The sequence below is a fragment of the Streptomyces sp. NPDC048434 genome (assembly GCF_043200375.1).
Lineage (GTDB): Bacteria > Actinomycetota > Actinomycetes > Streptomycetales > Streptomycetaceae > Streptomyces.
This window is the reverse complement of the sequence record NZ_JBICXQ010000031.1, coordinates 102,978-125,839: the sequence shown is the minus strand read 5'-3', so window position 1 is coordinate 125,839 and position 22,862 is coordinate 102,978. Positions and strand designations below refer to the sequence as shown.

At 69.7% G+C, this 22,862-nt stretch carries 20 protein-coding genes, 1 tRNA gene and 1 pseudogene; 13 read left to right on the top strand and 9 right to left on the bottom strand.

Annotation, left to right across the window (positions count from 1 at the left end; all coding sequences use genetic code 11):
- Positions 1–274 precede the first annotated feature (274 nt).
- Entirely contained in the window at positions 275–583 is a 309-nt protein-coding gene (locus ACGFWI_RS31480; RefSeq protein WP_393909440.1) for an SCO5918 family protein, read from the top strand.
- A gap of 278 nt (positions 584–861) precedes the next feature.
- Positions 862–1,152: pseudogene (locus ACGFWI_RS31475) on the top strand (hemolysin III family protein); the annotation flags it as partial.
- A 161-nt stretch (positions 1,153–1,313) separates the two neighbouring features.
- On the opposite strand, the gene ACGFWI_RS31470 reads toward ACGFWI_RS31475, so the two are convergent.
- Positions 1,314–1,652 carry a MerR family transcriptional regulator gene (locus tag ACGFWI_RS31470; RefSeq protein WP_393547825.1) on the bottom strand — a complete coding sequence of 113 codons (339 nt, stop codon included), beginning with the start codon at positions 1,650–1,652 and terminating at the stop codon, positions 1,314–1,316.
- Between the two features lie 639 nt (positions 1,653–2,291).
- On the opposite strand from ACGFWI_RS31470, the gene ACGFWI_RS31465 reads away from it, so the two are divergent.
- On the top strand, positions 2,292–2,726 hold the full coding sequence (locus tag ACGFWI_RS31465; protein ID WP_393909439.1) for an ATP-binding protein: 435 nt from the start codon (positions 2,292–2,294) through the stop codon (positions 2,724–2,726).
- Between the two features lie 166 nt (positions 2,727–2,892).
- On the opposite strand, the gene ACGFWI_RS31460 is transcribed toward ACGFWI_RS31465, so the two are convergent.
- Positions 2,893–2,966, bottom strand: a tRNA-Gly gene (locus tag ACGFWI_RS31460).
- A 281-nt stretch (positions 2,967–3,247) separates the two neighbouring features.
- Here ACGFWI_RS31460 and ACGFWI_RS31455 point away from each other — a divergent pair.
- The 4 genes from ACGFWI_RS31455 to ACGFWI_RS31440 all read left to right on the top strand — a co-directional run bounded on the left by ACGFWI_RS31455 (position 3,248) and on the right by ACGFWI_RS31440 (position 6,484).
- Complete coding sequence (locus ACGFWI_RS31455) at positions 3,248–3,406, top strand: hypothetical protein (protein ID WP_016573140.1); 159 nt, start codon at positions 3,248–3,250, stop codon at positions 3,404–3,406.
- 141 nt (positions 3,407–3,547) lie between these two features.
- On the top strand, positions 3,548–4,123 hold the full coding sequence (dcd, locus tag ACGFWI_RS31450) for a dCTP deaminase (RefSeq protein ID WP_393909438.1): 576 nt from the start codon (positions 3,548–3,550) through the stop codon (positions 4,121–4,123).
- Positions 4,124–4,207: 84 nt separating this feature from the next.
- On the top strand, positions 4,208–4,705 hold the full coding sequence (locus ACGFWI_RS31445) for a phosphoribosyltransferase (RefSeq protein ID WP_393909437.1): 498 nt from the start codon (positions 4,208–4,210) through the stop codon (positions 4,703–4,705).
- 267 nt (positions 4,706–4,972) lie between these two features.
- Positions 4,973–6,484 (top strand): ricin-type beta-trefoil lectin domain protein, encoded by a 1,512-nt coding sequence (locus ACGFWI_RS31440; protein ID WP_393909436.1) that lies wholly within the window; start codon positions 4,973–4,975, stop codon positions 6,482–6,484.
- Between the two features lie 122 nt (positions 6,485–6,606).
- On the opposite strand, the gene ACGFWI_RS31435 is transcribed toward ACGFWI_RS31440, so the two are convergent.
- From ACGFWI_RS31435 to ACGFWI_RS31420, 4 genes are all read right to left on the bottom strand, one after another.
- On the bottom strand, positions 6,607–7,569 hold the full coding sequence (locus tag ACGFWI_RS31435; RefSeq protein ID WP_393909446.1) for a Yip1 family protein: 963 nt from the start codon (positions 7,567–7,569) through the stop codon (positions 6,607–6,609).
- Between the two features lie 99 nt (positions 7,570–7,668).
- Positions 7,669–8,232, bottom strand: coding sequence for a GNAT family N-acetyltransferase (locus ACGFWI_RS31430; RefSeq protein WP_393909435.1), 564 nt, complete (start codon positions 8,230–8,232; stop codon positions 7,669–7,671).
- A 72-nt stretch (positions 8,233–8,304) separates the two neighbouring features.
- Positions 8,305–9,627 carry an FG-GAP repeat domain-containing protein gene (locus ACGFWI_RS31425; protein ID WP_393909434.1) on the bottom strand — a complete coding sequence of 441 codons (1,323 nt, stop codon included), beginning with the start codon at positions 9,625–9,627 and terminating at the stop codon, positions 8,305–8,307.
- Positions 9,628–9,800: 173 nt separating this feature from the next.
- Positions 9,801–12,068, bottom strand: a complete 2,268-nt coding sequence (locus ACGFWI_RS31420) for a heterodisulfide reductase-related iron-sulfur binding cluster (protein ID WP_393909433.1) — start codon at positions 12,066–12,068, stop codon at positions 9,801–9,803.
- 289 nt (positions 12,069–12,357) lie between these two features.
- Between ACGFWI_RS31420 and dnaK the strand changes: the two genes are divergently transcribed.
- From dnaK to ACGFWI_RS31400, 4 genes are read left to right on the top strand one after another with little or no spacing between them, the layout of a single operon-like run.
- Positions 12,358–14,217, top strand: coding sequence for a molecular chaperone DnaK (dnaK, locus tag ACGFWI_RS31415; protein WP_393909432.1), 1,860 nt, complete (start codon positions 12,358–12,360; stop codon positions 14,215–14,217).
- Positions 14,214–14,864 (top strand): nucleotide exchange factor GrpE, encoded by a 651-nt coding sequence (gene grpE / locus ACGFWI_RS31410; protein ID WP_393909431.1) that lies wholly within the window; start codon positions 14,214–14,216, stop codon positions 14,862–14,864. Before dnaK ends, grpE begins: the two co-directional genes overlap by 4 nt.
- A gap of 45 nt (positions 14,865–14,909) precedes the next feature.
- A complete protein-coding gene (gene dnaJ / locus ACGFWI_RS31405) occupies positions 14,910–16,076 on the top strand; it encodes a molecular chaperone DnaJ (RefSeq protein WP_393909430.1) in 1,167 nt (388 codons plus the stop codon).
- 1 nt (position 16,077) lies between these two features.
- On the top strand, positions 16,078–16,530 hold the full coding sequence (locus ACGFWI_RS31400) for a heat shock protein transcriptional repressor HspR (protein WP_393909429.1): 453 nt from the start codon (positions 16,078–16,080) through the stop codon (positions 16,528–16,530).
- Between the two features lie 139 nt (positions 16,531–16,669).
- On the opposite strand, the gene ACGFWI_RS31395 is transcribed toward ACGFWI_RS31400, so the two are convergent.
- Positions 16,670–17,074: a hypothetical protein gene (locus tag ACGFWI_RS31395; RefSeq protein WP_393909428.1), complete on the bottom strand. Its 405-nt coding sequence runs from the start codon at positions 17,072–17,074 to the stop codon at positions 16,670–16,672.
- Positions 17,075–17,501: 427 nt separating this feature from the next.
- Positions 17,502–17,906, bottom strand: a complete 405-nt coding sequence (locus tag ACGFWI_RS31390) for a pyridoxamine 5'-phosphate oxidase family protein (RefSeq protein WP_393909427.1) — start codon at positions 17,904–17,906, stop codon at positions 17,502–17,504.
- 314 nt (positions 17,907–18,220) lie between these two features.
- Here ACGFWI_RS31390 and clpB point away from each other — a divergent pair, with 314 nt between their 5' ends.
- On the top strand, positions 18,221–20,851 hold the full coding sequence (gene clpB / locus ACGFWI_RS31385; protein ID WP_393909426.1) for an ATP-dependent chaperone ClpB: 2,631 nt from the start codon (positions 18,221–18,223) through the stop codon (positions 20,849–20,851).
- 150 nt (positions 20,852–21,001) lie between these two features.
- Positions 21,002–21,538, top strand: a complete 537-nt coding sequence (locus ACGFWI_RS31380; RefSeq protein ID WP_393909425.1) for a YbjN domain-containing protein — start codon at positions 21,002–21,004, stop codon at positions 21,536–21,538.
- A gap of 123 nt (positions 21,539–21,661) precedes the next feature.
- Here the strand turns inward: ACGFWI_RS31380 and ACGFWI_RS31375 are convergent, their stop codons facing one another.
- Positions 21,662–22,840 (bottom strand): pyridoxal phosphate-dependent aminotransferase, encoded by a 1,179-nt coding sequence (locus tag ACGFWI_RS31375; protein WP_393909424.1) that lies wholly within the window; start codon positions 22,838–22,840, stop codon positions 21,662–21,664.
- Between the last annotated feature and the right edge of the window lie 22 nt (positions 22,841–22,862).

Here is a 22,862-nt window from a genome sequence, read left to right as displayed (position 1 = left end):
AACCCGGCTCGGCCGGACACTCCCCGCGCGACGCTGGTCGGCCCGACCAAGACCAGACCTGCCAGCCGGAAAACAACCTAAATCACCGGTATTGCGCCTAGGTCGTTTCTTCCGGATCACCTCGCTGACCAGATGAAGATGGCAGCGAGGTGAAGTCCGGCCAGGTGGATGGCGGCGGTTTTGTCGTAGGCCAGGCCGCGCCATTGCCCGTTGATACCTCTCCGCCCGGGCCGGTGATCCGTTTCCGGCTTCTCTTCGACCTTGTAGAGGCACTATGCGCGTTGTCATCGCCCGCTTCCCCTTCAACCTGCTCAAGACCGAGGTGCAGGATGCGATGAAGGGCATCCAACCCGAACCCGTCATGGGTGAGTCCGTGCTCATCGGCCGCCGCCATTACCCCGTCAAACAGGTCGGGGAGATCATCACCGGGCAGGACCGTCGTGACTTCTCCGCCGGCGAAGTGACCCGAGCTCTGAGCCGCCTCGGCTTCGTGTGCCGCCCGGCTGCCGCGCTCGTGCCGCCGACCGGTCTCACACCACTGGAGACGGCGTCGGCCTTGCTGGGGCACCCGGCCCGGGCCTGACCTGACGGCTGTGGCGATGCAGGCCCGACGGTCCGAGGCTGACCTCCCCACACGCTGTTGCGGGGTCACTCCTGCCGTGGCTACCTGGTTGTCAGCGAGGCCCGACAGCCCGAAGGAGGACGGAAGCTGTGTCCCGCGACGCCGCCGAATCCGCAGGTGTGCCCCTCGCCCCGGTGAGGGGGGAACGTGCTCCAGCCGGCCAACCCCGCGGAGCACACCGTGACAGTGTCGGGGAGGGCTCTCACCCGGCTGCCGCTCCGGCGGAGCGGGCGGCCGGCCTGGTGGCGCCGATCAAGCCGAGGTTGCGTGGCTGGCTCCATGTCGGCATGGTCCCCGCCGCGCTGATCGCAGGCGTTGCGCTCATCTGCCTGGCTCGCACCCCGCAGGCGGCCTTGGCCTGCGCTGTGTACTCGGTTACGGCTCTGCTGCTGTTCGGGACGAGCGCCATCTACCACCGCGGCACGTGGGGGTCGCTCGGTGAGGCCGTTCTGCGTCGTCTCGACCACGCCAACATTTTCCTCATCATCGCCGGCACCTGCCCGACTCCCTCGACCGCGTGCTCAGCCCCGTTGGCGTCAGGCTGACGGCGAAGAGCTCCGGCGACGATATCGACGGAGCTCGTCTGCGTGGCTGCTGTGGGACGGGCTGTGACGCCGGCGTGTCCGACGCCGACTGGCCGACTGAACGTCCCCGGGGCGCGGCGGCCGTGCGCGGGCGCGGAAGCGAAGTTTCAGACGTCGGCCTTGGGGCGGGGCCCAGAGGGTGAAGTGCGCAGTTCTTCGTTGATGCGCTGAGCCTCGTCGAGCTGGTCTTGGAGGATGACGATGCGGCAGGCGGCGTCGACGGGGGTTCCCTGGTCGACGAGTTCGCGGGCGCGTGCGGCGATACGCAGCTGGTAGCGGGAGTAGCGGCGGTGGCCGCCCTCGGAACGCAACGGCGTGATCAGCTTGGCCTCACCGAGGGCCCGCAGGAAGGCGGGGGTGGTGCCGAGCATTTCGGCGGCTCGACCCATGGTGTAGGCGGGGTAGTCCTCGTCGTTGAGACGGTCGTGAGAGATTTCTGCGGTCATCTGCACCTCTGATGGGGGAATGCATCGTGGGGCCCTGGTGACGAACACGCACCAGGGCCCCGAGGGATCGAACACCATCTGCCGACTTACTGCGGTGCCGGCTTTCTGTTTCCGCACCGTCGCCCGGGAGAGGGCGGGAAGTGCGGGGATCGCGGATGCGTGACCGGGGACCACCTTCCAATCCGGGGCCTGCGGTACCCGAGCGGCTCACTTCCTCGCCCGGGCGATCCTGATGGCGTCTGCCTCCTTCTCTTCCTTCTGCCAGCCTGCTTGCTACTGCGGTTCCGCTCGCGACCCCGGGGGCCGCCCGTCCCGGCAGCCAGTCGCGGGGCCCACATGCGTACCTCTCGGCCCCGCGACTCCACTGCCGTGCCTCTTCTGACACTGCACGCACGGCAGTTCGACCTCTGCCGCGCCTTTCGATCTCTTGGCTACGACGAAAAGCCTAACCCCCGAGGGGACCCATGTCTACCGTCGCCATGACAGATTTCCTATGAAGGTGATGGTCGAGCTTCTGTCGTCCGTGCCTGATGGGAACTGCACCAGGAAGCGCACTGTCTGGGGTGTGGGAACCGAAGGGGCGGGCACATTGCCTGCCACGGCAAAAGGCGCAACAGATCACAGGTGGGGTGTACGCGCATGAACGGTATGAAGATCACCAGCGCCCCTCATCCCGTACCGACCGTGGTGCGGGGCGAAAGCCTGGACAGCATCCACCGGGCCCGCGAGGCGACCCGCGCATTCACCGACAACCTCACTCCGGCACCGGATCCCGAGCGCGCGGACACCTTCCTCCTGGTGGTCTCCGAACTCGCCACCAACGCACTGCGCCACGGCGGTGGCCGGTACACCCTCCAGCTCTTTGCCGGCCCGGACACGCTGACCGCCGCGGTCAGCGACCTCAGCTCAGCGGCTCCCCGCGAACGCACACCTGATCTCAACGGCGGCGGCGGTGGCTTCGGCTGGCACATGATCCGCCACCTCACCAGCCACCTGACCCTCACCCCCGCCCCCGGAACCGGCAAAACCATCCATGCCCAACTCCCCCGGCAGCGGGGCCTCGCTGGCGCCTGATGGTCTTCCTGGGTGCGTACGGTCCCATGCGGCCGGAGGGCGGCGCCTCGTGCGGGCCGCCCGCAGCAAGGCGGATCAGAAGCCTTCCGGTGCGGATCTGGTGCGGGACGCCTGAACCGGCCCGGACAACAAACAAGGCCCAGGTCTCCGACCTGGGCCTCAACTATGGAGCGGGTGACGGGAATCGAACCCGCGCTCTGAGCTTGGGAAGCTCATGTTCTACCATTAAACTACACCCGCGTAATCCCGCCTCTGATCGAGGGCGGAACATCGTCGCACACTCTACCCCATCGCCGCCTCGCGGTGCATTTGGCGTGCTCGGGCGGGGTGTGGCGGGCGTTCGGTCGGGGTGTGGGGCGGGGTGTCGGGGGTGTGGGTTGCGTGGGGTTCGCGGGGTGGGATGCGGGTGCGGGGCGCGGGAGTTGAGGCGTACGGTGGGGCGTCGGAGTGCCGCTTGTGGTGGCGCCCAGTTCATCCCCTAATGTGGCTTTTGTTGTCCACGCAGTTGGGAGAGGGACTTGATGGAGCGCACCGTCGTACGTTGTGCCGAGGGCCACGTGTTCAGCACCGCTTCGTTCCCGATGCAGACCACCGACCGGCTCGGTCCCGGACGGCTGTTGCGCTGCCCGCGCTGTGCTCGGCTGCGGCACTCGGTGCCCGTCGAGCACGCCAAGCGGTAGCGATCAAGAGACGTAGCGATTCGCAGTAAGAGGCGTCGCGACAAGCAGTAGGAGCGAGGAGTGGCAGGGCCCGGCTCCCCCGGTGGGGGCCGGGCCCCTCGTCGTGCGGCGGGGGCGGTGCGGGCGCGTATCCTCATCTGCGTGCTTCTCTCAGACAAGGACATCCGGGCCGAGATCGATGCTGGTCGGGTACGCATCGACCCCTACGAAGAGTCGATGGTGCAGCCGTCCAGCATCGACGTGCGGCTCGACCGCTATTTCCGGGTGTTCGAGAACCACCGCTACCCGCACATCGACCCCGCCGTCGAGCAGTCCGATCTGACCCGTGAGGTCGTGCCCGAGGGCGATGAGGCGTTCATCCTGCACCCGGGCGAGTTCGTGCTCGCCTCGACGTACGAGGTCATCACGCTGCCGGACGACCTGGCTTCCCGGCTCGAGGGCAAGAGCTCGCTGGGACGGCTGGGGCTGCTGACGCACTCGACCGCCGGGTTCATCGACCCGGGGTTCAGCGGGCACGTGACGCTGGAGCTGAGCAATGTCGCCACGCTGCCGATCAAGCTGTGGCCGGGGATGAAGATCGGGCAGCTGTGTATGTTCCGGCTGACCTCGCCGGCCGAGCACCCGTACGGGAGTGAGAAGTACGGCTCCCGCTACCAGGGGCAGCGCGGTCCGACGCCGTCCCGGTCGTTCAAGAGCTTTCACCGGACGCAGGTATGACGCAGCCGCTTCGGTGCGGGGGGCGCGCCCGACAGGGCGGGCGCGTGGCAGAGCGTGTGGACACAGAAGGTCTGAGAGAGATACGTGAGTGACGTGCGGGAGAACCTGACGTACGAGCGGTTCGGTGGGGCGATCCGCGAGCTGGCGCAGACGATTGCCGATGACGGGTACGAGCCCGATGTCGTGCTGTCTATCGCCCGTGGCGGCGTCTTCGTCGCGGGGGGTCTGGCGTACGCGCTGGACTGCAAGAACATCCACCTGGTGAATGTGGAGTTCTACACCGGGGTGGGGACCACCCTGGAGATGCCGGTCATGCTGGCGCCGGTGCCGAATGCGATCGACTTCTCGGAGAAGAAGGTGCTGATCGCCGATGATGTCGCGGACACCGGCAAGACGCTGAAGCTGGTGCACGACTTCTGCAAGGGGACCGTGGCGGAGGTCCGCAGCGCGGTGATCTATGAGAAGTCCCAGTCGCTGGTGAAGTGCGAGTACGTGTGGAAGCGCACGGACGACTGGATCAACTTCCCGTGGAGCGTCCATCCGCCGGTGGTGCGGCGCGAGGGGCAGATCCTCGACGCCTGAGGTGACGGGCGGAGCGCCGATCGCCGTCCCGGGTAAGGGAGTTGGCGGTCCGGCGGTTTCCCCTGCGCCGGTTTCGGCCAATCCCGTTCCGGGTGTTCCGCCGCTGTCTACCTGCGAGTACAACCCGCGGTAACAGCAGACCGGAGGGGAGTCCCCATGGTGCGTGCGAGACGCGGGCAGTGGGCGTTATGTGGGTGGCGTACGGGAGCAGGGGCGCGTACGGGGTACCGGGCGCGGGCGGGGGGCGGGCGGCGGCTGAGAGGTGTCGTGGCGATCTCGGCCGCGGCGTTGACCGTGGTGTTCTCCGTGGCGGCGGGCGGGGCGAGTGCCGCCACCGCCGCCGCATCGCGCCCGACGCCGGCCGGGGCCGCGGCCGCCAAGCCGCTGGCGCCCGAGCTGGAGAAGATCCGGGCGCAGGAGGCGGCGAAGCTCTACGGGGATCCGGCCGAGCGGCCCCTAGGGGAGCGGAAGACCTCGTTGATCTCGCTGGGGGACAGCGAGATCTCGGGGGAGGGCGTCGGGACGTATGAGCCCGGCACGGACGGCCCGAACAATTGGTGCCACCGGTCGCCGGACTCGGCGATCCACCGGACCGGTATCGCGGCGGACGTGACGTACAACGCGGCCTGCTCGGGGGCGTACAGCGGCAACATCGTGATCGGCGGCAGCAAGCAGTACGCCGATGAGCTGGTGCAGAGCGACAGTCTCGCCATCGCGGCCCGTAACACCCGGCTGAAGATGGTGCTGCTGGTGGCCGGTGCCAATGACGATCTGCAGTTCGGCTCGGTGATGACGGACTGTGTGGAGCGCTGGTTCCTGCTGCAGGGCACCTGCGAGCCGAAGTACCAGCCGGGCTGGCAGGCGCGGGTCGACGGGCTGGGGCCGAAGATCGAGCGGACGGCCGGCGATCTGCGGACCGTGATGCGGGACGCGGGGTACGCGGACGGCGACTACCGGCTCGTGGTGATGTCGTATCCGAGTCCGATCGGGCCGGATGTGGAGGACAATCCGCACTTCCCGGGGAAGCTGCCGGGCGGCTGCACGGGCTACACCTCCGACGCGGGCTGGGGGCGCAATGCCGCCGTGCCGGCCTTCGAGCGGGGTGTGCGGAAGGCCGCGCGGGACGCGGGGGCGACCTACCTCGACGCCTCGCGGCTGTTCCACGGGCACGAGGTGTGCATGGAGGACACCTGGGCCCGCGGGCTGTATGTGAATCTCTCCAACCCCGTCCCGCCGGACTCGAACTCCGTGCGGCAGTCGTTCCATCCCAACGCCCGCGGGCACCGCGCGTTCGCGTCCTGCCTGACCCAGCTGTACGCGTCGGGGCTGAGTGAGGCGTCCTGCGCCGATCCGGCGAGCACCGGGCAGCCGAAGCTGTACGCGGGGGCCTGGGACGAGGCGTACCGGCCGCTGAGGAACGCCGGTACGGGGAGTTGTGTGGACGCGACCGGCGGATCCAGCCGTAACGGGACGGTGGTCGGCGGCTGGGACTGCAACGGCCAGCGCAACCAGGACTGGTGGTACGACGGCGCTCAGCGGTCGGTGCACGTGGGGCTGACCCAGGACCGGTGCCTGGATGTGCCGGGCGCGGGGTACCGGGCCGGGGCCGGGCTGGTGCTGTGGAACTGCTCGGGCGCGGCCAACCAGCAGTTCGTACGGGCCGACGGCGGGACGATCCGGCCCGCCGCCGCACAGTCGCTGTGTCTGGCACTGGGGGCGGCGAAGGAGCCGCTGCGGCTGCAGGAGTGCGACGGGTCGGCGGGGCAGCGGTTCGCCTAGGCCCTGATCCATCGGACGGGCCTGGGCTCGTGTCCGCGAGGTGCCGGGCCCGCCACTACGGCGAGGGGCCCGCTCCGGAGACTGTGCTCCGGGGCGGGCCCCTTGCCGTGGGCGGTGCGGCCTTACAGGGTGCCGAGCTTCAGCAGGGCGAGCAGCGCGACCAACTGGATCGCGGAGGCCCCGAGGGCCTTGGGCCACGGCAGGTCGTGCGACTTGCTGACCATGGAGGTCAGCAGATAGCCGGTGGCGAGCCAGGTCAGCCAGCCCAGGACCTGGACCAGGGTGCTGTCGCCGCCGAGGAACATCGCGAAGAGCAGCCGGGGGGCGTCCGAGATCGTCATGATCAGCATGGCCAGGCCGATGGTCGGCTGCCAGGCGCCGTCGCCGCCGAGCTGGCGGGCCAGGGTGTGGGTGACCGTGCCCAGGATCAGGCTGCCGATGATGAACATCACAGCGGTGATCAGCACCCACGGGATGCTGTTGGAGAGGGTGGCGTTCAGCACATCCTCGCGGGCCTTGTCGAAGCCGAAGACCGCGAGCAGGCCGTAGACGAAGGTGACGATCAGCGCCGGGGCCCACACCGAGTGGTCACGCATCTGCCAGAAGGTGGCATCGGGGCGCAGCACGATGCCGGACAGCAGCTGCTTCCAGTGCAGCCGCGGGCCGGCCGGCGGCGCGGATGTCTGGCCGGCGCGGTAGGTGCCGCCGGATGCGTACGCCCCGTCGGGGTCGTCGTACCGGCCCTGGGGCGCGTCGTAGGCGTCCGGGGTGTCGCCGACGCTGAACTGCTGGGTGTGACCAGGGTTGTTGTCGTTCGCGTACGGCGCGTAGGACTGCTGCTGGGGTGGGTAGCCACCGTCGCCGAAGTACTCGGGCTCGCCGTGCTGCCCGTGCGGCTGCCCCTGCGGCACGCCGCCGTACTGCTGCGGTGCCTGCCGTGGTGCCTGCTGCGGTGCCTGCTGCCATTGCCCATGCGGTGGCGGGGGCTGCTGCCCGTACGGCCCTTGCTGCCCGTACGGCGCCTGCTGCCCCTGGTGCCCCTGCTGTCCGTTCTGCGCGGGGCGGGCATCCCGTCCGCGACCCATCCTGAATCCAGCCACGTACTCGAAAGTACCTGGTCCGCGTGGATTCGGTGGCGGAGCAGGGGGATCGGGCCCGGGTTTGCATCTGACCTGTGACATCCCCTAGGGGGTTCCCGGAGGGAACCGGGTGCCCGGGGGCGGGGTCCAGCGGAGGGTGAGCTCCGGCAGGTTCTCCATGTTGGCGTTGCCGTCGTTGATGGCCACGACCCGGAAACCGTGGTGGGCGTAGAACGCCCTGGCATCGGCGTTGAGTTGGAAGACGTGCAGGGAAAGACCCTCGGGGCGGTGCCGCCGCGCCGCGGCGAGGAGCAGGGTGCCGATGCCGGCGCGCCGGACATCGGGACGGAGGTAGAGCTGGTCGAGCAGCTCGCCCTGTACGGCCGCGTAGCCCAGGAGCTCCGGGCCACGGGCGGCGACGACGGTGTGACACTGCGGCAGCACGATCTCCCGGATCCAGCGGGTGACCTCGGCGTGGGTACGGCGCTGGGGCGGCAGGTAGGGCATGGTGGCCTGCCGTGACGCCTGGTGGACGGCGGCGATCGCGGGGGCGTCGGTGGGGAGCGCGAGCCGGACCGTGACGGGCGGGGCGGGCGGCGTCTCCCGTGGGGCGGGGCGTGCCAAGGCGCTCGGATCGTCAGCCGTGTCCCTGCCCGTGTCTGTGTTCATGGCGTCATGCTCGGATGTGTCCCGGTGCCGGGCAAGTGTATTAGCCACGGGCCACAATCAGCTGGGGGACCGTCAGGAAGCGGTGAAGTCCGCCGTGGTGAAGGAGAGGACGGGCCGCGCGGCGAGGCCTGACGGGCCGCCGGGCAGGACCGTCACCCTGTCGTGGGTGCGGCCGCGCCGGGTGAGGAGGACGAGGTCGGCGCGGTGGTCGCCGTCGAAGTCGGCGAGGGCGAGAACCGTGGAGTGCGGGCGGCCGGCACCGGGGAGACGGGGCACGGGGAGGCGGCGGGCGGTGGCGGAGAGCCCGTGCGCGGTGCCGCTCAGCAGGGCGGGGCGGGTGCCGCCGACGACGAGGTCCGGGTATCCGTCGTGCTGCACATCGGCGGCGGCGAGGGTGGGGACCCCGCCCGTACCCGTACGGATCCTGCCGGGGCGGCCGCCGACGGACAGCAGACCGCCGGTGTCGGCGGTGACGGAGGTCACGCCCCGGCCGGCCGCGGCGAAGCGGCCGAAGGCCGTGGCGTAGCCGGCCGGGTAGGTGGCCGGGCCGGCGCGGAGCGGGCCGCGGGGGCCGCCGAGGGCGAGGCGGCCGCGGGCGCGGCGGCCGGGGTCGGCGGCGCGTACGAGAAGGTCGTCGGCGCCGTCGTGGTCGACGTCGGGAGCCGGCGCGAGGGGCGCGGCAGCGGCCAGGGCGGTGCCGGGCACGCTGAGGGGCGCGCCGGCCGCTTCGGGGGCGCCGGTGCGGGTGAACGGGCCCCGCAGGTAGCTGATCCGGGGGCCGGAGGCGGTGACGGCCAGGTCGGGCGCGCCATCGCCGTCGAAGTCGCCGCAGACCGGCTGGTCGGGCCATTCGTTGCCGAATCGCGCCCGGTCGGGGATGCGGAGTTTTACGGCGCGGGCGGCGCCGAGGCCCCGCGGCGAGCCGAAGAGCAGCTGTACGGGGACGGGCGGGCGGCCCACGCCGTCGTAGGGCGGGTCGGTGGTGACGACGAGATCGCTGAAGCCGTCCCGGTCGAGGTCGCAGACGGTCTCGGCGTCGAAGGCGGCGGGGACGGCCGTGCCGGTGGGGGCGGCGTTCCGGGCCGGGGTGAGCAACTCCCGGGCGGCCGGGGCGAGTCCGTGCGCGGAGCCGTAGAGGATGCCGATGCCCGGGTCGTCGTCACGGCCGCGGGCGGGGGCGAGCAGGCTGTCGAGGACGAGATCGGGGTGGCCGTCGCCGTTGAAGTCGCCGTCGGCTTCGCTGCCCTGGCCGGCCGGGACGGGGCGCGCGGCGGGCAGCGACGAAGGGCGGTGCCGGGCGGGGCGGCGCGCGTCGTCCGCGGGGGAGAGCAGGCCGCAGGAGCTGAGGAGGAGGGCCAGGCCGAGCCCCGCCGCCGTGACGATCCGTCTTCGCATCCCGTCCCCACCCCGCCCGCACCGCTGTTGTCGTGTCGTCGTCCGCGGCCCCCGATGCTCCCGGGCGGTCCGCCGTCCCGCCATGCCCGCCCGCACCGGTGGTCCGGAACTGCCGACGGCCGGCCCCGTGCGAACAGGGGACCGGCCGTCGGCCAACGCGCGTACCCGCGCCGTTACTTCACCGGTTCCGGCTCCGGCGCGTCCTCCGGCTCCTCGTCGCCCGCCGGGTCGACGGGGGTCCTGACGGAGTCCAGCAGCAGCTGGGCCACGTCGACGACCTGGATGGATTCCTTCGCCTTGCCGTCGTTCTTCTTGCCGTTGACCGAGTCGGTGAGCATGACCAGACAGAAGGGGCAGGCCGTCGACACGATGTCGGGGTTCAGCGACAGCGCCTCGTCGACGCGCTCGTTGTTGATGCGCTTGCCGATGCGCTCTTCCATCCACATGCGGGCACCGCCGGCGCCACAGCAGAAGCCGCGCTCCTTGTGGCGGTGCATCTCCTCGCTCCGCAGGCCCGGCACCTTGGCGATGATCTCGCGCGGCGGTGTGTAGACCTTGTTGTGGCGGCCCAGGTAGCAGGGGTCGTGGTACGTGATCAGACCCTCGACCGGGGTGACGGGGGTGAGCTTGCCCTCGTCGATGAGGTGCTGCAGCAGCTGCGTGTGGTGGATGACCTCGAACTCGCCGCCCAGCTGGGGGTACTCGTTCGCGATCGTGTTGAAGCAGTGCGGGCAGGTCGCGACGATCTTCTTCGACGACTTGGGCTTCTTCGTCGACTCGTCCTCGCTGTCCTCGCCGAAGGCCATGTTCAGGGACTCGACGTTCTGCTGGCCGAGCTGCTGGAAGAGGAACTCGTTGCCCAGCCGGCGGGCCGAGTCACCGGTGCAGGCCTCGTCGCCGCCCATGATCGCGAACTTCACGCCCGCGATGTGCAGCAGCTCGGCGAAGGCCTTGGTGGTCTTCTTGGCGCGGTCCTCCAGGGCACCGGCGCAGCCGACCCAGTAGAGGTATTCGACCTCGGTGAGGTCCTCGACGTCCTTGCCGACGACCGGGATCTCGAAGTCGACCTCCTTGGTCCACGCCAGGCGCTGCTTCTTGGCCAGGCCCCAGGGGTTGCCCTTCTTCTCCAGGTTCTTGAGCATCGTGCCCGCCTCGGACGGGAACGAGGACTCGATCATCACCTGGTAGCGGCGCATGTCGACGATGTGGTCGATGTGCTCGATGTCGACCGGGCACTGCTCGACGCAGGCGCCGCAGGTGGTGCAGGACCACAGGACGTCGGGGTCGATGACACCGTTCTCTTCGAGGGTGCCGATCAGCGGGCGCTCGGCCTCGGCCAGCGCGGACGCGGGGACGTCGGCGAGCTGCTCGGCGGTCGCCTGCTCGTTGCCCTCCTCGTCCTTGCCGCCACCCGCGAGCAGGTACGGCGCCTTGGCGTGGGCGTGGTCGCGCAGCGCCATGATCAGCAGCTTGGGCGACAGCGGCTTGCCGGTGTTCCAGGCGGGGCACTGCGACTGGCAGCGGCCGCACTCGGTACAGGTGGAGAAGTCGAGCAGGCCCTTCCAGGAGAAGTGCTCGATCTGGGAGACGCCGAACTGGTCGTCCTCGCTCGGGTCCTCGAAGTCGATCGGCTTGCCCCGGCTGGTCATCGGCTGCAGCGCGCCGAGCGCCACATCGCCGTCCGCCTCACGCTTGAACCAGATGTTGGGGAAGGCCAGGAAGCGGTGCCAGGCGACACCCATGTCCGTCTTCAGCGCGACCGTGATCATCCAGATGAAGGACGTCGCGATCTTGATCCCCGCCACGAGGTACGTGAGGTTCTGGATCGTGCCGAGGCTGAGTCCCTTGAAGGCCGCGATCAGCGGGTACGAGGCGAAGAAGCCGATCTCGTAGCTGTCGACGCCGTGCTGCACACCCTCCAGCGCGCGCAGCGTCATGATGCAGAGGCCGACGATGAGGATGACGGCCTCGACGAAGTAGGCCTGGCCGAAGTTGGAGCCGGCGAAGCGGGACTTGCGGCCGGCCTTGCCGGGCTTGCTCAGCTGACGGATGACGATCAGGGTCACGATGCCCAGCGTCGTCGTCAGGCCGAGGAACTCGGTGAAGACCTCGTACGGCAGCCAGTCGCCGATGACCGGGATCAGCCAGTCGGACTGGAAGAGCTGGCCGATGGCGTTGACGATCGTCAGCAGCAGCGAGAAGAAGCCCACCGCCACGAACCAGTGCGCCACACCGACCACGCCCCAGCGATTCATCCGCGTGTGGCCGAGGAACTCCTTGGCGACGGTGAGGGTGCGCTGTGCGGGGTCGTCCGTGCGGGTACCTGCCGGTACGGGCTGGCCTAGCCGTACGAAGCGGTAGATCTGCAGGATGGCACGGCCGAACAGCGCGACGCCGACCGCGATTAGGACCAGCGACACGATGATCGCGGCGAGTTGCATTGGGGGCTCCTCGAACCTGCGAGAGCGGAAATCTGAGCGGAACTACTAAGCGGTAACTTTTCGGGTCTGCGCTGAGGTTACCCATTCTCCTCTGCGCCATGAAGCCGCCCGGCCGGTGATCTGCGTCGCGAAGGCAACCCTGATTGGACCCTCCGCGTCTTGGGGTGGAACCCTGGTGACGGTAAGCGCGACATAAAACTTGAGCGCACTAGGCTCAGGTCTGTTGACAGGATTTCTTCGGTACTGCACTGTTGAGCCTGTTCCACTCAAGTCAGCTGGAGGAATTGAAATGGCACGTGCGGTCGGCATCGACCTGGGCACGACGAACTCCGTCGTCAGTGTTCTCGAAGGCGGTGAGCCCACCGTCATCACCAACGCCGAGGGCGCCAGGACCACGCCGTCCGTTGTCGCCTTCGCCAAGAACGGCGAGGTGCTGGTCGGCGAGGTCGCGAAGCGCCAGGCGGTCACCAACGTCGACAGGACCATCCGGTCGGTCAAGCGCCACATGGGCACCGACTGGAAGATCGACATCGACAGCAAGGGCTTCAACCCGCAGCAGATGAGCGCCTTCATCCTGCAGAAGCTCAAGCGGGACGCCGAGGCGTATCTGGGCGAGAAGGTCGTCGACGCGGTCATCACCGTTCCGGCCTACTTCAACGACTCCGAGCGCCAGGCCACCAAGGAGGCCGGTGAGATCGCGGGCCTCAACGTCCTGCGTATCGTCAACGAGCCCACCGCGGCCGCCCTGGCCTACGGCCTGGAGAAGGACGACCAGACCATTCTGGTCTTCGACCTCGGTGGCGGCACCTTCGACGTCTCGCTCCTGGAGATCGGCGACGGCGTCGTCGAGGTGAAGGCCACCAACGGCGACAACCACCTCGGTGGTGACGACTGGGACCAGCGCGTCGTCGACTACCTGGTCAAGCAGTTCCAGAACGGCCACGGCGTCGACCTGGGCAAGGACAAGATGGCGCTCCAGCGCCTGCGCGAGGCCGCCGAGAAGGCGAAGATCGAGCTGTCGTCCTCCACCGAGACGACGATCAACCTTCCCTACATCACCGCCTCCGCCGAGGGCCCGCTGCACCTGGACGAGAAGCTCACGCGCTCGCAGTTCCAGCAGCTCACCTCGGACCTCCTGGACCGCTGCAAGACGCCGTTCCACAACGTGATCAAGGACGCGGGTATCAACCTGTCCGAGATCGACCACGTGGTCCTGGTCGGCGGCTCGACCCGGATGCCGGCCGTCGCCGAGATCGTCAAGGAGCTGACCGGCGGCAAGGACGCCAACAAGGGCGTCAACCCGGACGAGGTCGTCGCCATCGGCGCCACCCTCCAGGCCGGTGTCCTGAAGGGTGAGGTCAAGGACGTCCTCCTGCTGGACGTCACCCCGCTGTCCCTTGGTATCGAGACCAAGGGCGGCATCATGACCAAGCTCATCGAGCGCAACACCACGATCCCGACCAAGCGCTCCGAGATCTTCACGACGGCCGAGGACAACCAGCCGTCCGTGCAGATCCAGGTCTACCAGGGCGAGCGCGAGATCGCGGCGTACAACAAGAAGCTCGGGATGTTCGAGCTGACCGGTCTGCCGCCGGCGCCCCGTGGCGTCCCGCAGATCGAGGTCTCCTTCGACATCGACGCCAACGGCATCATGCACGTGACCGCGAAGGACCTGGGCACGGGCAAGGAGCAGAAGATGACCGTCACCGGCGGCTCCTCGCTGCCGAAGGACGAGGTCGACCGGATGCGCCAGGAGGCCGAGAAGTACGCGGACGAGGACCACGCCCGCCGCGAGGCCGCCGAGTCCCGTAACCAGGGCGAGCAGCTCGTCTACCAGACGGAGAAGTTCCTCAAGGACAACGAGGACAAGGTTCCGGGTGACGTGAAGACCGAGGTCGAGGAAGCCGTCACCGAGCTGAAGGAGAAGCTCAAGGGCGAGGACTCGGCCGAGATCCGCACCGCCACCGAGAAGGTCGCGGCCGTCTCCCAGAAGCTGGGCCAGGCCATGTATGCCGACGCCCAGGGTGCGCAGGCCGCCGAGGGTGCCGAGGGTGCCGCCGCCGGTGAGCAGGCCCAGGACGCCGCCGATGACGTCGTGGACGCCGAGATCGTCGACGACGAGAAGCCCAAGAAGGACGGTGCCGCGTGACGGAGGAGACCCCGGGCTTCGACGAGAAGCCCGACGTCCCCTCCGACGCCGCTCCCGAAGACGCGGCGCAGGCCGAGTCCGCCGACAAGGCGGGCTCGGCCCCGGCCGGGGACGTACCGGACGTAGCGCTCCAGGCGCAGCTGGACCAGGTACGTACGGCGCTCAACGAGCGCACGACGGACCTCCAGCGGCTCCAGGCGGAGTACCAGAACTACCGCCGTCGGGTGGAACGGGACCGGGTCACGGTCAAGGAGATCGCCGCGGCGAACCTCCTGTCCGAGCTCCTTCCCACCCTCGACGACGTCGGCCGTGCCCGTGAGCACGGCGAACTGGTCGGCGGCTTCAAGTCGGTGGCCGAATCGCTGGAGACCGTGGTCGCCAAGCTGGGTCTGCAGCAGTTCGGCAAGGAGGGCGAGCCCTTCGACCCGACGATCCACGAGGCGCTGATGCATTCGTACGCACCGGATGTCACCGAGACGACGTGCGTGGCGATCCTGCAGCCCGGGTATCGCATCGGTGAACGAACGATCCGCCCCGCGCGGGTCGCCGTCGCCGAGCCGCAGCCGGGCGCGCAGAGCGCCAAGTCCCCCTCCGACGAGGACGCCAAGGCTTCGGACGAGGAGAACGGTGGCCCGGACGAGGGCTGACGTGAGGGCAGACAGGAAATCCGCGCGGAAGGAGGGACGTCGGGGATGAGCACCAAGGACTTCGTCGAGAAGGACTACTACAAGGTCCTCGGCGTCCCGAAGGACGCCACCGAAGCGGAGATCAAGAAGGCGTACCGCAAGCTCGCCCGCGAGTTCCACCCGGACGCCAACAAGGGCGACGCCAAGGCCGAGGAGCGCTTCAAGGAGATCTCCGAGGCCAACGACATCCTGGGCGACAGCAAGCGCCGCAAGGAGTACGACGAGGCGCGCACGCTGTTCGGCAACGGCGGCTACCGGCCGGGTCCGGCCGGCGGCGGCTCCTTCAACTTCGACCTGGGCGACCTCTTCGGGGGCACGCAGGGTCAGGGCGGCGGGGGCTTCGGCGGCGGGCTCGGGGACGTCTTCGGCGGCCTGTTCAACCGCGGCGGCGCCGGTACGCGTACCCACGCGCGCCGCGGCCAGGACATCGAGTCCGAGGTGACGCTCAGCTTCACCGAGGCGGTGGACGGGGCCACGGTCCCGCTGCGGATGTCCAGCCAGGCGCCGTGCAAGGCGTGCTCGGGCACCGGCGACAAGAACGGGACCCCCCGGGTCTGCCCGACCTGTGTCGGCACCGGCCAGGTCAGCCGGGGCGCGGGCGGCGGCTTCTCGCTCACCGACCCGTGCGCCGACTGCAAGGGCCGGGGCCTGATCGCCCAGGACCCCTGCGAGGTCTGCAAGGGCAGCGGTCGCGCGACCAGTGCCCGCACGATGCAGGTCCGTATCCCCGCGGGCGTCTCCGACGGGCAGCGCATCCGGCTGCGCGGCAAGGGCGCTCCGGGCGAGCAGGGCGGTCCGGCCGGCGATCTGTACGTGGTCGTGCATGTCGACGCCCACCCGGTCTTCGGCCGCAAGGGCGACAACCTCACCATCTCGGTGCCGGTCACCTTCCCGGAGGCCGCCCTGGGCGGCGAGATCAAGGTGCCGACGCTGGGCGGTCCGCCGGTGACGCTGAAGCTGCCGGCCGGCACCCCCAACGGGCGCACCATGCGTGCCCGGGGCAAGGGTGCGACCCGTAAGGACGGCACGCGAGGTGATCTGCTGGTCACCATAGAGGTGCTGGTCCCCGGTGACCTCAGCGACAAGGCGAAGAAGTCGCTGGAGTCCTATCGCGAGGCGACCGCGGGCCCGGACCCGCGGGCAGAGCTGTTCCAGGCCGCGAAGGGAGCTTGAGATGGACAGCCGGGGCGGGCAGCGTCGTAACCCCTATGAACTGACCGAAGAGTCGCCGGTGTATGTCATCTCCGTCGCGGCTCAGCTCTCCGGCCTGCATCCGCAGACCCTTCGTCAGTACGACCGGCTGGGGCTGGTCTCGCCCGACCGCACGGCCGGGCGGGGCCGCCGCTATTCGGCCCGGGACATCGAACTGCTCCGTACGGTGCAGCAGTTGTCCCAGGACGAGGGCATCAACCTCGCCGGCATCAAGCGCATCATCGAGCTGGAGAACCAGGTCGCGGCCCTGCAACAGCGGGTCATCGAGCTGCAGGGCGCCCTGGAGGGCGCGGCCAGCACGATGCAGCAGCGGGAGGCGGCGGTGCACGCCTCCTATCGGCGTGATCTGGTGCCGTATCAGGATGTGCAGCAGACCAGCGCGCTGGTGGTGTGGCGGCCCAAGCGGTCGGAGTGATCCGGCCGGCCGGGGCGTGAGCACCCGGCGCGTGACATGGCAAAGGGCCGGGGAAACCCGGCCCTTGTCGCGTCAGCGGTGTGCGCCGCCCCCGCGGGTGTCTCTCCTGCGTGCGTCCGTCGTCCGCGGCCGCTCCGGCTCAGCAGCCGTTGTACCCCGCCGTCGGCATCGACAGCCTGCGGTGCACATGTGACCTCATCGCCAGGGTGTAGACCGGCTCGTCGAGGTCGGCGGTCTCCAGGCGTACCCCGGCGGCGGCGCACCGCTCGGTGAATTCGGCGGTGCCGTCGATGGCGTTCTCCAGCGCCCGGCGGTTGGGCGTCACGAACACATCCACCAGGCCCTCTTCGACATCGCGCCACAGTGCGCCGTGGTCGGCGCGCAGGTGGTGCAGGCTGAGCCGGCAGGTCAGGTGGTAGTCACGGGCTGCCGCCCACTGTTTGCACATGTCGTGCTGGCTGCGGTCATCGACCAGGAACGGATCCTCGTCCAGCTCGGACAGCGGCATCAGGCAGGCGATCGCCGTCACTCGGACCGAGTTCATCGTGTCCTCCGGGGCGTGGCGACTGTGGGGGCGACGATACCCCCGCGGGTGCCTCGTGGAGGAGGGGCTGTACCGGGCGGCGAAGCGTAACCGCAGGCGTGGCAGATCTTCCAGCCGTCCTGATTGACCGCCAGTTGGCCGCCGCAGCGCGGGCAGAGCTCGGCGTGCGGGTGCGGCCGGGCGGGGGAGGGACGGCGCGGAACGGTCGTCACGATGTGCCATGCCGACGCCATGCGGCCTCCAGCTGCCGTCTTTTGCCTGGGGCAGGCCCGATGCCGTCCGTCGTTGCACGGAGCTGTTCGGTTCCCGTCGCTCTTGAGTACCAGGTGGACGGCGTACAGCGGAGCGGGCGGGTCCGTTTTCGGCCAGGGGGCCAGGGGGCCCCGCCGGTGGGTTCGGCGGACGTTGGGGGCGGCGGGGCCGGCCCTCAGGCCCGCCCCATCGCCTTGGTCACCGCGATCTCGATCATGATGCGATCGGGGTTGGGCGCCGGCGTCCGGCCGTAGCGCTCGGCGTACCGGCCCACCGCGTCGGCCACCGACTCGCTGTCCGTACGCACTCGCGCGATGCCCTCCAGGGTCGCCCAGCGGCCCTTGTCGACCTGGCACACGGCGACGGTGGCGCCGTCCGCCCCGGCGGCGAGGATGTTCTTGACCTTGGCGCTGTCCTTGCGGGTGATGATCCGCGCGATCCGCTGCCCGGCGTCGTAGGTGACGCCTACGGGAACCACATGCGGGGTCCCGTCCGTACGCAGGGTGGTGAGCGTCGGCATCAGGTACTCGCCCCAGAAGGCGAGGTACTCCGGGCTGAGGGCACTGAGGTCATGGGCCATGGGGGCAAGGGTAGTTCGGGGCCCGGGATTCAGCGGAAGCCGGTGGTCTCCAGGTCGAAGGAGAAGGGGCGGGGAGGGGGAGGGGGTTGCCGATGGGCCTCCCCCTCGATCGGCTCGGCCCGGAAGCCCTCGGGTCTCCGGGTGAGCGAGGCTGGGGTGGGTGACCCGGTGGGCGACTCCCTGAACCAACCTTGAGTGGAATAGACTCAACTTATCGCACGCCGGCATGAGCAGGATGTGCCGGTCACCGCACGGACGGGGCCCAGACTGGGCGCAGAGGCTGTTCAGGACGAGTCGAGGAGGATCGCGAGGACGTGGACGCCGAGCTGACCAACAAGAGCCGGGAGGCGCTGAGCGCCGCCAACGAGCGGGCGGTCACCGCCGGGCATGCGGACATGACGTCCGCCCATCTCCTGCTCGCGCTGCTGGCCGGGCAGGACAACGAGAACATCATGGACCTGCTGTCCGCCGTCGAGGCGGATGCCGCCGCACTGCGGAACGGAGCCGAGCGGCAGCTCGCCGCGCTGCCCAGCGTGCAGGGCTCGACCGTCGCGCCGCCGCAGCCGGACCGCGATCTGCTCTCCGCCATCGCGGACGCCACCCAGCGCGCCAAGGAGCTCGGTGACGCCTATGTCTCCACCGAGCACCTCCTCATCGGTATCGCAGCCAAGGGCGGGCGCACCGGCGCTCTGCTGGAACAGCAGGGCGCCTCCGCCAAGAAGCTGCTGGCCGCCTTCGAGGCGAGCCGCGGCGGGCAGCGGGTGTCCAACGCCGATCCGGAGGGCACGTACAAGGCGCTGGAGAAGTTCGGTACGGACTTCACGGCGGCCGCCCGCGAGGGCAAGCTCGACCCGGTCATCGGCCGGGACCACGAGATCCGGCGCGTGGTGCAGGTGCTCTCCCGCCGTACGAAGAACAACCCGGTGCTGATCGGTGAGCCGGGCGTCGGCAAGACCGCCGTCGTCGAGGGGCTGGCGCAGCGCATCGTCAAGGGCGATGTGCCCGAGTCGCTGCGCAACAAGCGGCTGGTCGCGCTCGACCTGGGGGCGATGGTCGCAGGCGCCAAGTACCGCGGTGAGTTCGAGGAGCGGCTGAAGACCGTCCTGGCGGAGATCAAGTCCAGCGAGGGCCGGATCATCACCTTCATCGACGAGCTGCACACCGTCGTGGGCGCGGGCGCCGGCGGCGACTCCTCGATGGACGCCGGCAACATGCTCAAGCCGATGCTCGCCCGTGGTGAGCTGCGGATGGTCGGCGCGACGACGCTGGACGAGTACCGCGAGCGCATCGAGAAGGACCCGGCGCTGGAGCGGCGCTTCCAGCAGGTGCTGGTCGCCGAGCCGACCGTCGAGGACACGGTGGCGATCCTGCGCGGGCTCAAGGGCCGCTACGAGGCCCACCACAAGGTGCAGATCGCGGACTCCGCACTGGTCGCCGCCGCCTCCCTCTCCGACCGCTACATCACCTCCCGCTTCCTGCCCGACAAGGCCATCGACCTGGTCGACGAGGCCGCCTCCCGGCTCCGTATGGAGATCGACTCCTCCCCCGTGGAGATCGACGAGCTCCAGCGCGCCGTGGACCGGCTCAAGATGGAGGAGCTGGCGCTGCGGAACGAGACCGACGCCGGCTCGCTCCAGCGGCTGGAGAAGCTGCGCAAGGACCTCGCCGACAAGGAGGAGGAGCTGCGCGGTCTGACCGCCCGCTGGGAGAAGGAGAAGGAGAGCCTCAACCGGGTCGGTGCGCTCAAGGAGAAGCTCGACGAGCTGCGCGGCCAGGCCGAGCGCGCCCAGCGCGACGGCGACTTCGACACCGCTTCCAAGCTGCTCTATGGCGAGATCCCGGGCGTGGAGCAGGCGCTGGAGGAGGCGGCCGCCGCCGAGGCCGAGCAGGAGGCCTCCAAGGAGTCCATGGTCAAGGAGGAGGTCGGTCCCGACGACATCGCGGACGTGGTCGGCGCCTGGACCGGCATTCCGGCCGGCCGTCTGCTGGAGGGCGAGACCCAGAAGCTCCTGCGGATGGAGGAGGAGCTCGGCAAGCGGCTGATCGGCCAGACCGAGGCCGTCCGGTCGGTGTCGGATGCCGTACGCCGTACCCGCGCCGGCATCGCCGACCCGGACCGGCCCACCGGATCGTTCCTCTTCCTCGGCCCGACCGGTGTCGGCAAGACCGAGCTGGCCAAGGCGCTCGCTGACTTCCTCTTCGACGACGAGCGGGCGATGGTCCGTATCGACATGTCGGAGTACGGCGAGAAGCACAGCGTCGCGCGGCTGGTCGGGGCGCCGCCCGGCTATGTCGGCTACGAGGAGGGCGGCCAGCTGACGGAGGCGGTCCGCCGCCGCCCGTACTCCGTCGTCCTGCTGGACGAGGTCGAGAAGGCCCACCACGACGTCTTCGATGTCCTGCTGCAGGTCCTGGACGACGGCCGGCTCACGGACGGCCAGGGCCGCACGGTCGACTTCCGCAACACCATCCTCATCCTGACCTCCAACCTCGGCTCCACCTTCCTCATGGACCCGCTGCTCAAGGAGGACCAGAAGAAGGAGAAGGTGCTGGAGACGGTCCGGAGCTCCTTCCGGCCCGAATTCCTCAACCGGCTCGACGACGTGGTGGTCTTCCACCCGCTCGGCACGGACCAGCTCCAGCGGATCGCCCGGATCCAGCTCGACCACCTGCAGCGCCGCCTCGGCGACCGCCGTCTGACACTGGACGTCACCGACCGTGCCCTGACCTGGCTCGCCTGGCTCGGCCAGGAACCGGTCATCGACGCCCCCGCCCCGGACCTGTCCTACGGCGCCCGGCCGCTGCGCCGTCTGGTCCAGACGGCCATCGGCGACCCGCTCGCGCGGGCCATCCTGGCGGGCGAGGTGCGGGACGGGGACACCGTGCGGGTGGATGTGGACGGCGATCAGCTGTCGGTGGAGCCGGGCGGGCGGGCCGTGGCCTGACCGGTGCCGGAGGGATACGGCTGCGCGGCCCGGCCGTGTCCCTGATCATTTCCTTGACCGACACCTTGCCCGCATCCGCTCCGTCCCGGGTTGCCAGGACGGGGCGGATGTGGGGGAGGATGGCAGGGACCATACGAAGGGAATTCCACGGTGAGCATCGACCCGTCCTCGATTCCGAATTTCGGGGGCCAGCCCGAACCCGAGCCCTCGGGGCCTGAGGGTCCCGTCGTGCCTGACCAGGACCTGGTCAAGCAGCTCCTCGACCAGATGGAGCTGAAGTACGTCGTCGACGAGGAGGGTGACCTCGCCGCTCCGTGGGAGCAGTTCCGCACGTACTTCATGTTCCGGGGCGAGGAGGAGCAGCAGATCTTCTCCGTCCGTACGTTCTACGACCGTGCCCACGGCATCGACGACAAGTCGAAGCTGCTGGAGGCGATCGACGACTGGAACCGCCGGACGCTGTGGCCCAAGGCCTATACCCACACCCATGACGACGGCACGGTCCGTCTGATCGGTGAGGCATCGATGCTGATCGGCACCGGCGTCTCGCTCGAACACTTTGTGTCGAGCACGGTCAGCTGGGTCCGCGCCTCGATCGAATTCGACAAGTGGATCGTCGAGCAGCTCGGCCTGGAGGCCGAGATCGAAGGCGACTCCGACAAGAAGCAGGGTGACGACGAGGCCTGAGCCCCGTCCGTCCCCCACCCACCCCGCTGCGCGGGCCTCTGGAGCGGTTGGCTCCGGGGGCCCGCGTCTGCGTGTCACGGTCCGGGCGGTCCGGGCGGTGCGGTCTGCGGGGCGCGCGGCCCCTCAGAGCTTCTGCAGACGGCTGACCGCCTCCTCCAGAACCTCCACCTGCTTGCAGAACGCGAAGCGGACGTAGGGCGCGCCCTGGTCCTTGTGGTCGTAGAAGACGGCGTTGGGGATGGCGACGACGCCGGCGCGTTCGGGCAGGGCGCGGCAGAAGGCGAAGCCGTCGTCGTGGCCGAGGGGGCGGATGTCGGTGGTGATGAAGTAGGTGCCGGAGGGGCGGAAGACGCCGAAGCCGGCCTCGGACAGCCCGCGGGCCAGGACGTCGCGCTTCGACCGCAGATCGTCCCGCAGCCGGGTGTAGTAGCTGTCGGGGAGGGCGAGCGCCTCGGCGACGGCGTACTGGAAGGGCCCGGCGGACACATAGGTGAGGAACTGCTTGGCCGAGCGGACGGTGCTGACCAGCTCCGGAGCTGCGGTGACCCAGCCGACCTTCCATCCGGTGAAGGAGAAGGTCTTGCCGGCCGAGCCGATGGTGACGGTGCGCTCGCGCATCCCGGGGAACGACGCGAGGGGGAGGTGCTCGCCCTCGAACACGAGGTGCTCGTAGACCTCGTCGGTGATGACGAGGAGATCGCGCTCGCAGGCCAGACGGGCGATCTCGGCGAGCTCCTCGCGGGACAGCACGGTGCCGGTGGGGTTGTGCGGAGTGTTGAGCAGGATCAGGCGGGTGTCGGCGGTGATGGCGTCCCGGAGTTCGTCCAGGTCGAGGCGGTAGGCACCGGACTCGGGGTCCGCGCGCAGGGTCACCGGGACGCGGCGGCCGCCCGCCAGCGCGATGCAGGCCGCGTACGAGTCGTAGTACGGCTCCAGCGCGATGACCTCGTCGCCCGGCTCCAGCAGCGCCAGCAGGGCGGCGGCGATGGCCTCGGTGGCGCCCGCGGTGACCAGGACCTCGGTGTCGGGGTCGTAGGAGAGTCCGAGGTGTCCGTAGAAGCGCTGCTGATGGGCGGCGACGGCGGTGCGCAGCTCGGGGATGCCGGGGCCGGGTGGGTACTGATTGCCGCGGCCGTCGCGCAGGGCGCGCACCGCTGCCTCCCTGACCTCTTCCGGTCCGTCGGCGTCGGGGAAGCCCTGGCCGAGGTTGATGGAGCCGGTCCGTACGGCGAGTGCCGACATTTCGGCAAAGATCGTGGTGCCGAATTCGGCGAGGCGGCGGTTCAGCAGCGGTCGGTCCATGGGCGCCATCCTCCGTCGAACC

Excerpts from the sequence above, each read along its gene's own strand:
- ACGFWI_RS31425 (WP_393909434.1), bottom strand. The coding sequence starts at position 9,627 with ATGCGAAGACGGATCGTCACGGCGGCGGGGCTCGGCCTGGCCCTCCTC.
- ACGFWI_RS31375 (WP_393909424.1), bottom strand. The coding sequence starts at position 22,840 with ATGGACCGACCGCTGCTGAACCGCCGCCTCGCCGAATTCGGCACCACG.
- ACGFWI_RS31435 (WP_393909446.1), bottom strand. The coding sequence starts at position 7,569 with ATGGGTCGCGGACGGGATGCCCGCCCCGCGCAGAACGGACAGCAGGGG.
- ACGFWI_RS31455 (WP_016573140.1), top strand. The coding sequence starts at position 3,248 with ATGGAGCGCACCGTCGTACGTTGTGCCGAGGGCCACGTGTTCAGCACC.
- ACGFWI_RS31390 (WP_393909427.1), bottom strand. The coding sequence starts at position 17,906 with ATGGCCCATGACCTCAGTGCCCTCAGCCCGGAGTACCTCGCCTTCTGG.
- ACGFWI_RS31395 (WP_393909428.1), bottom strand. The coding sequence starts at position 17,074 with ATGAACTCGGTCCGAGTGACGGCGATCGCCTGCCTGATGCCGCTGTCC.
- ACGFWI_RS31400 (WP_393909429.1), top strand. The coding sequence starts at position 16,078 with ATGGACAGCCGGGGCGGGCAGCGTCGTAACCCCTATGAACTGACCGAA.
- dnaK (WP_393909432.1), top strand. The coding sequence starts at position 12,358 with ATGGCACGTGCGGTCGGCATCGACCTGGGCACGACGAACTCCGTCGTC.
- dnaJ (WP_393909430.1), top strand. The coding sequence starts at position 14,910 with ATGAGCACCAAGGACTTCGTCGAGAAGGACTACTACAAGGTCCTCGGC.
- ACGFWI_RS31420 (WP_393909433.1), bottom strand. The coding sequence starts at position 12,068 with ATGCAACTCGCCGCGATCATCGTGTCGCTGGTCCTAATCGCGGTCGGC.
- ACGFWI_RS31430 (WP_393909435.1), bottom strand. The coding sequence starts at position 8,232 with ATGAACACAGACACGGGCAGGGACACGGCTGACGATCCGAGCGCCTTG.
- ACGFWI_RS31470 (WP_393547825.1), bottom strand. The coding sequence starts at position 1,652 with ATGACCGCAGAAATCTCTCACGACCGTCTCAACGACGAGGACTACCCC.
- ACGFWI_RS31480 (WP_393909440.1), top strand. The coding sequence starts at position 275 with ATGCGCGTTGTCATCGCCCGCTTCCCCTTCAACCTGCTCAAGACCGAG.
- ACGFWI_RS31465 (WP_393909439.1), top strand. The coding sequence starts at position 2,292 with ATGAACGGTATGAAGATCACCAGCGCCCCTCATCCCGTACCGACCGTG.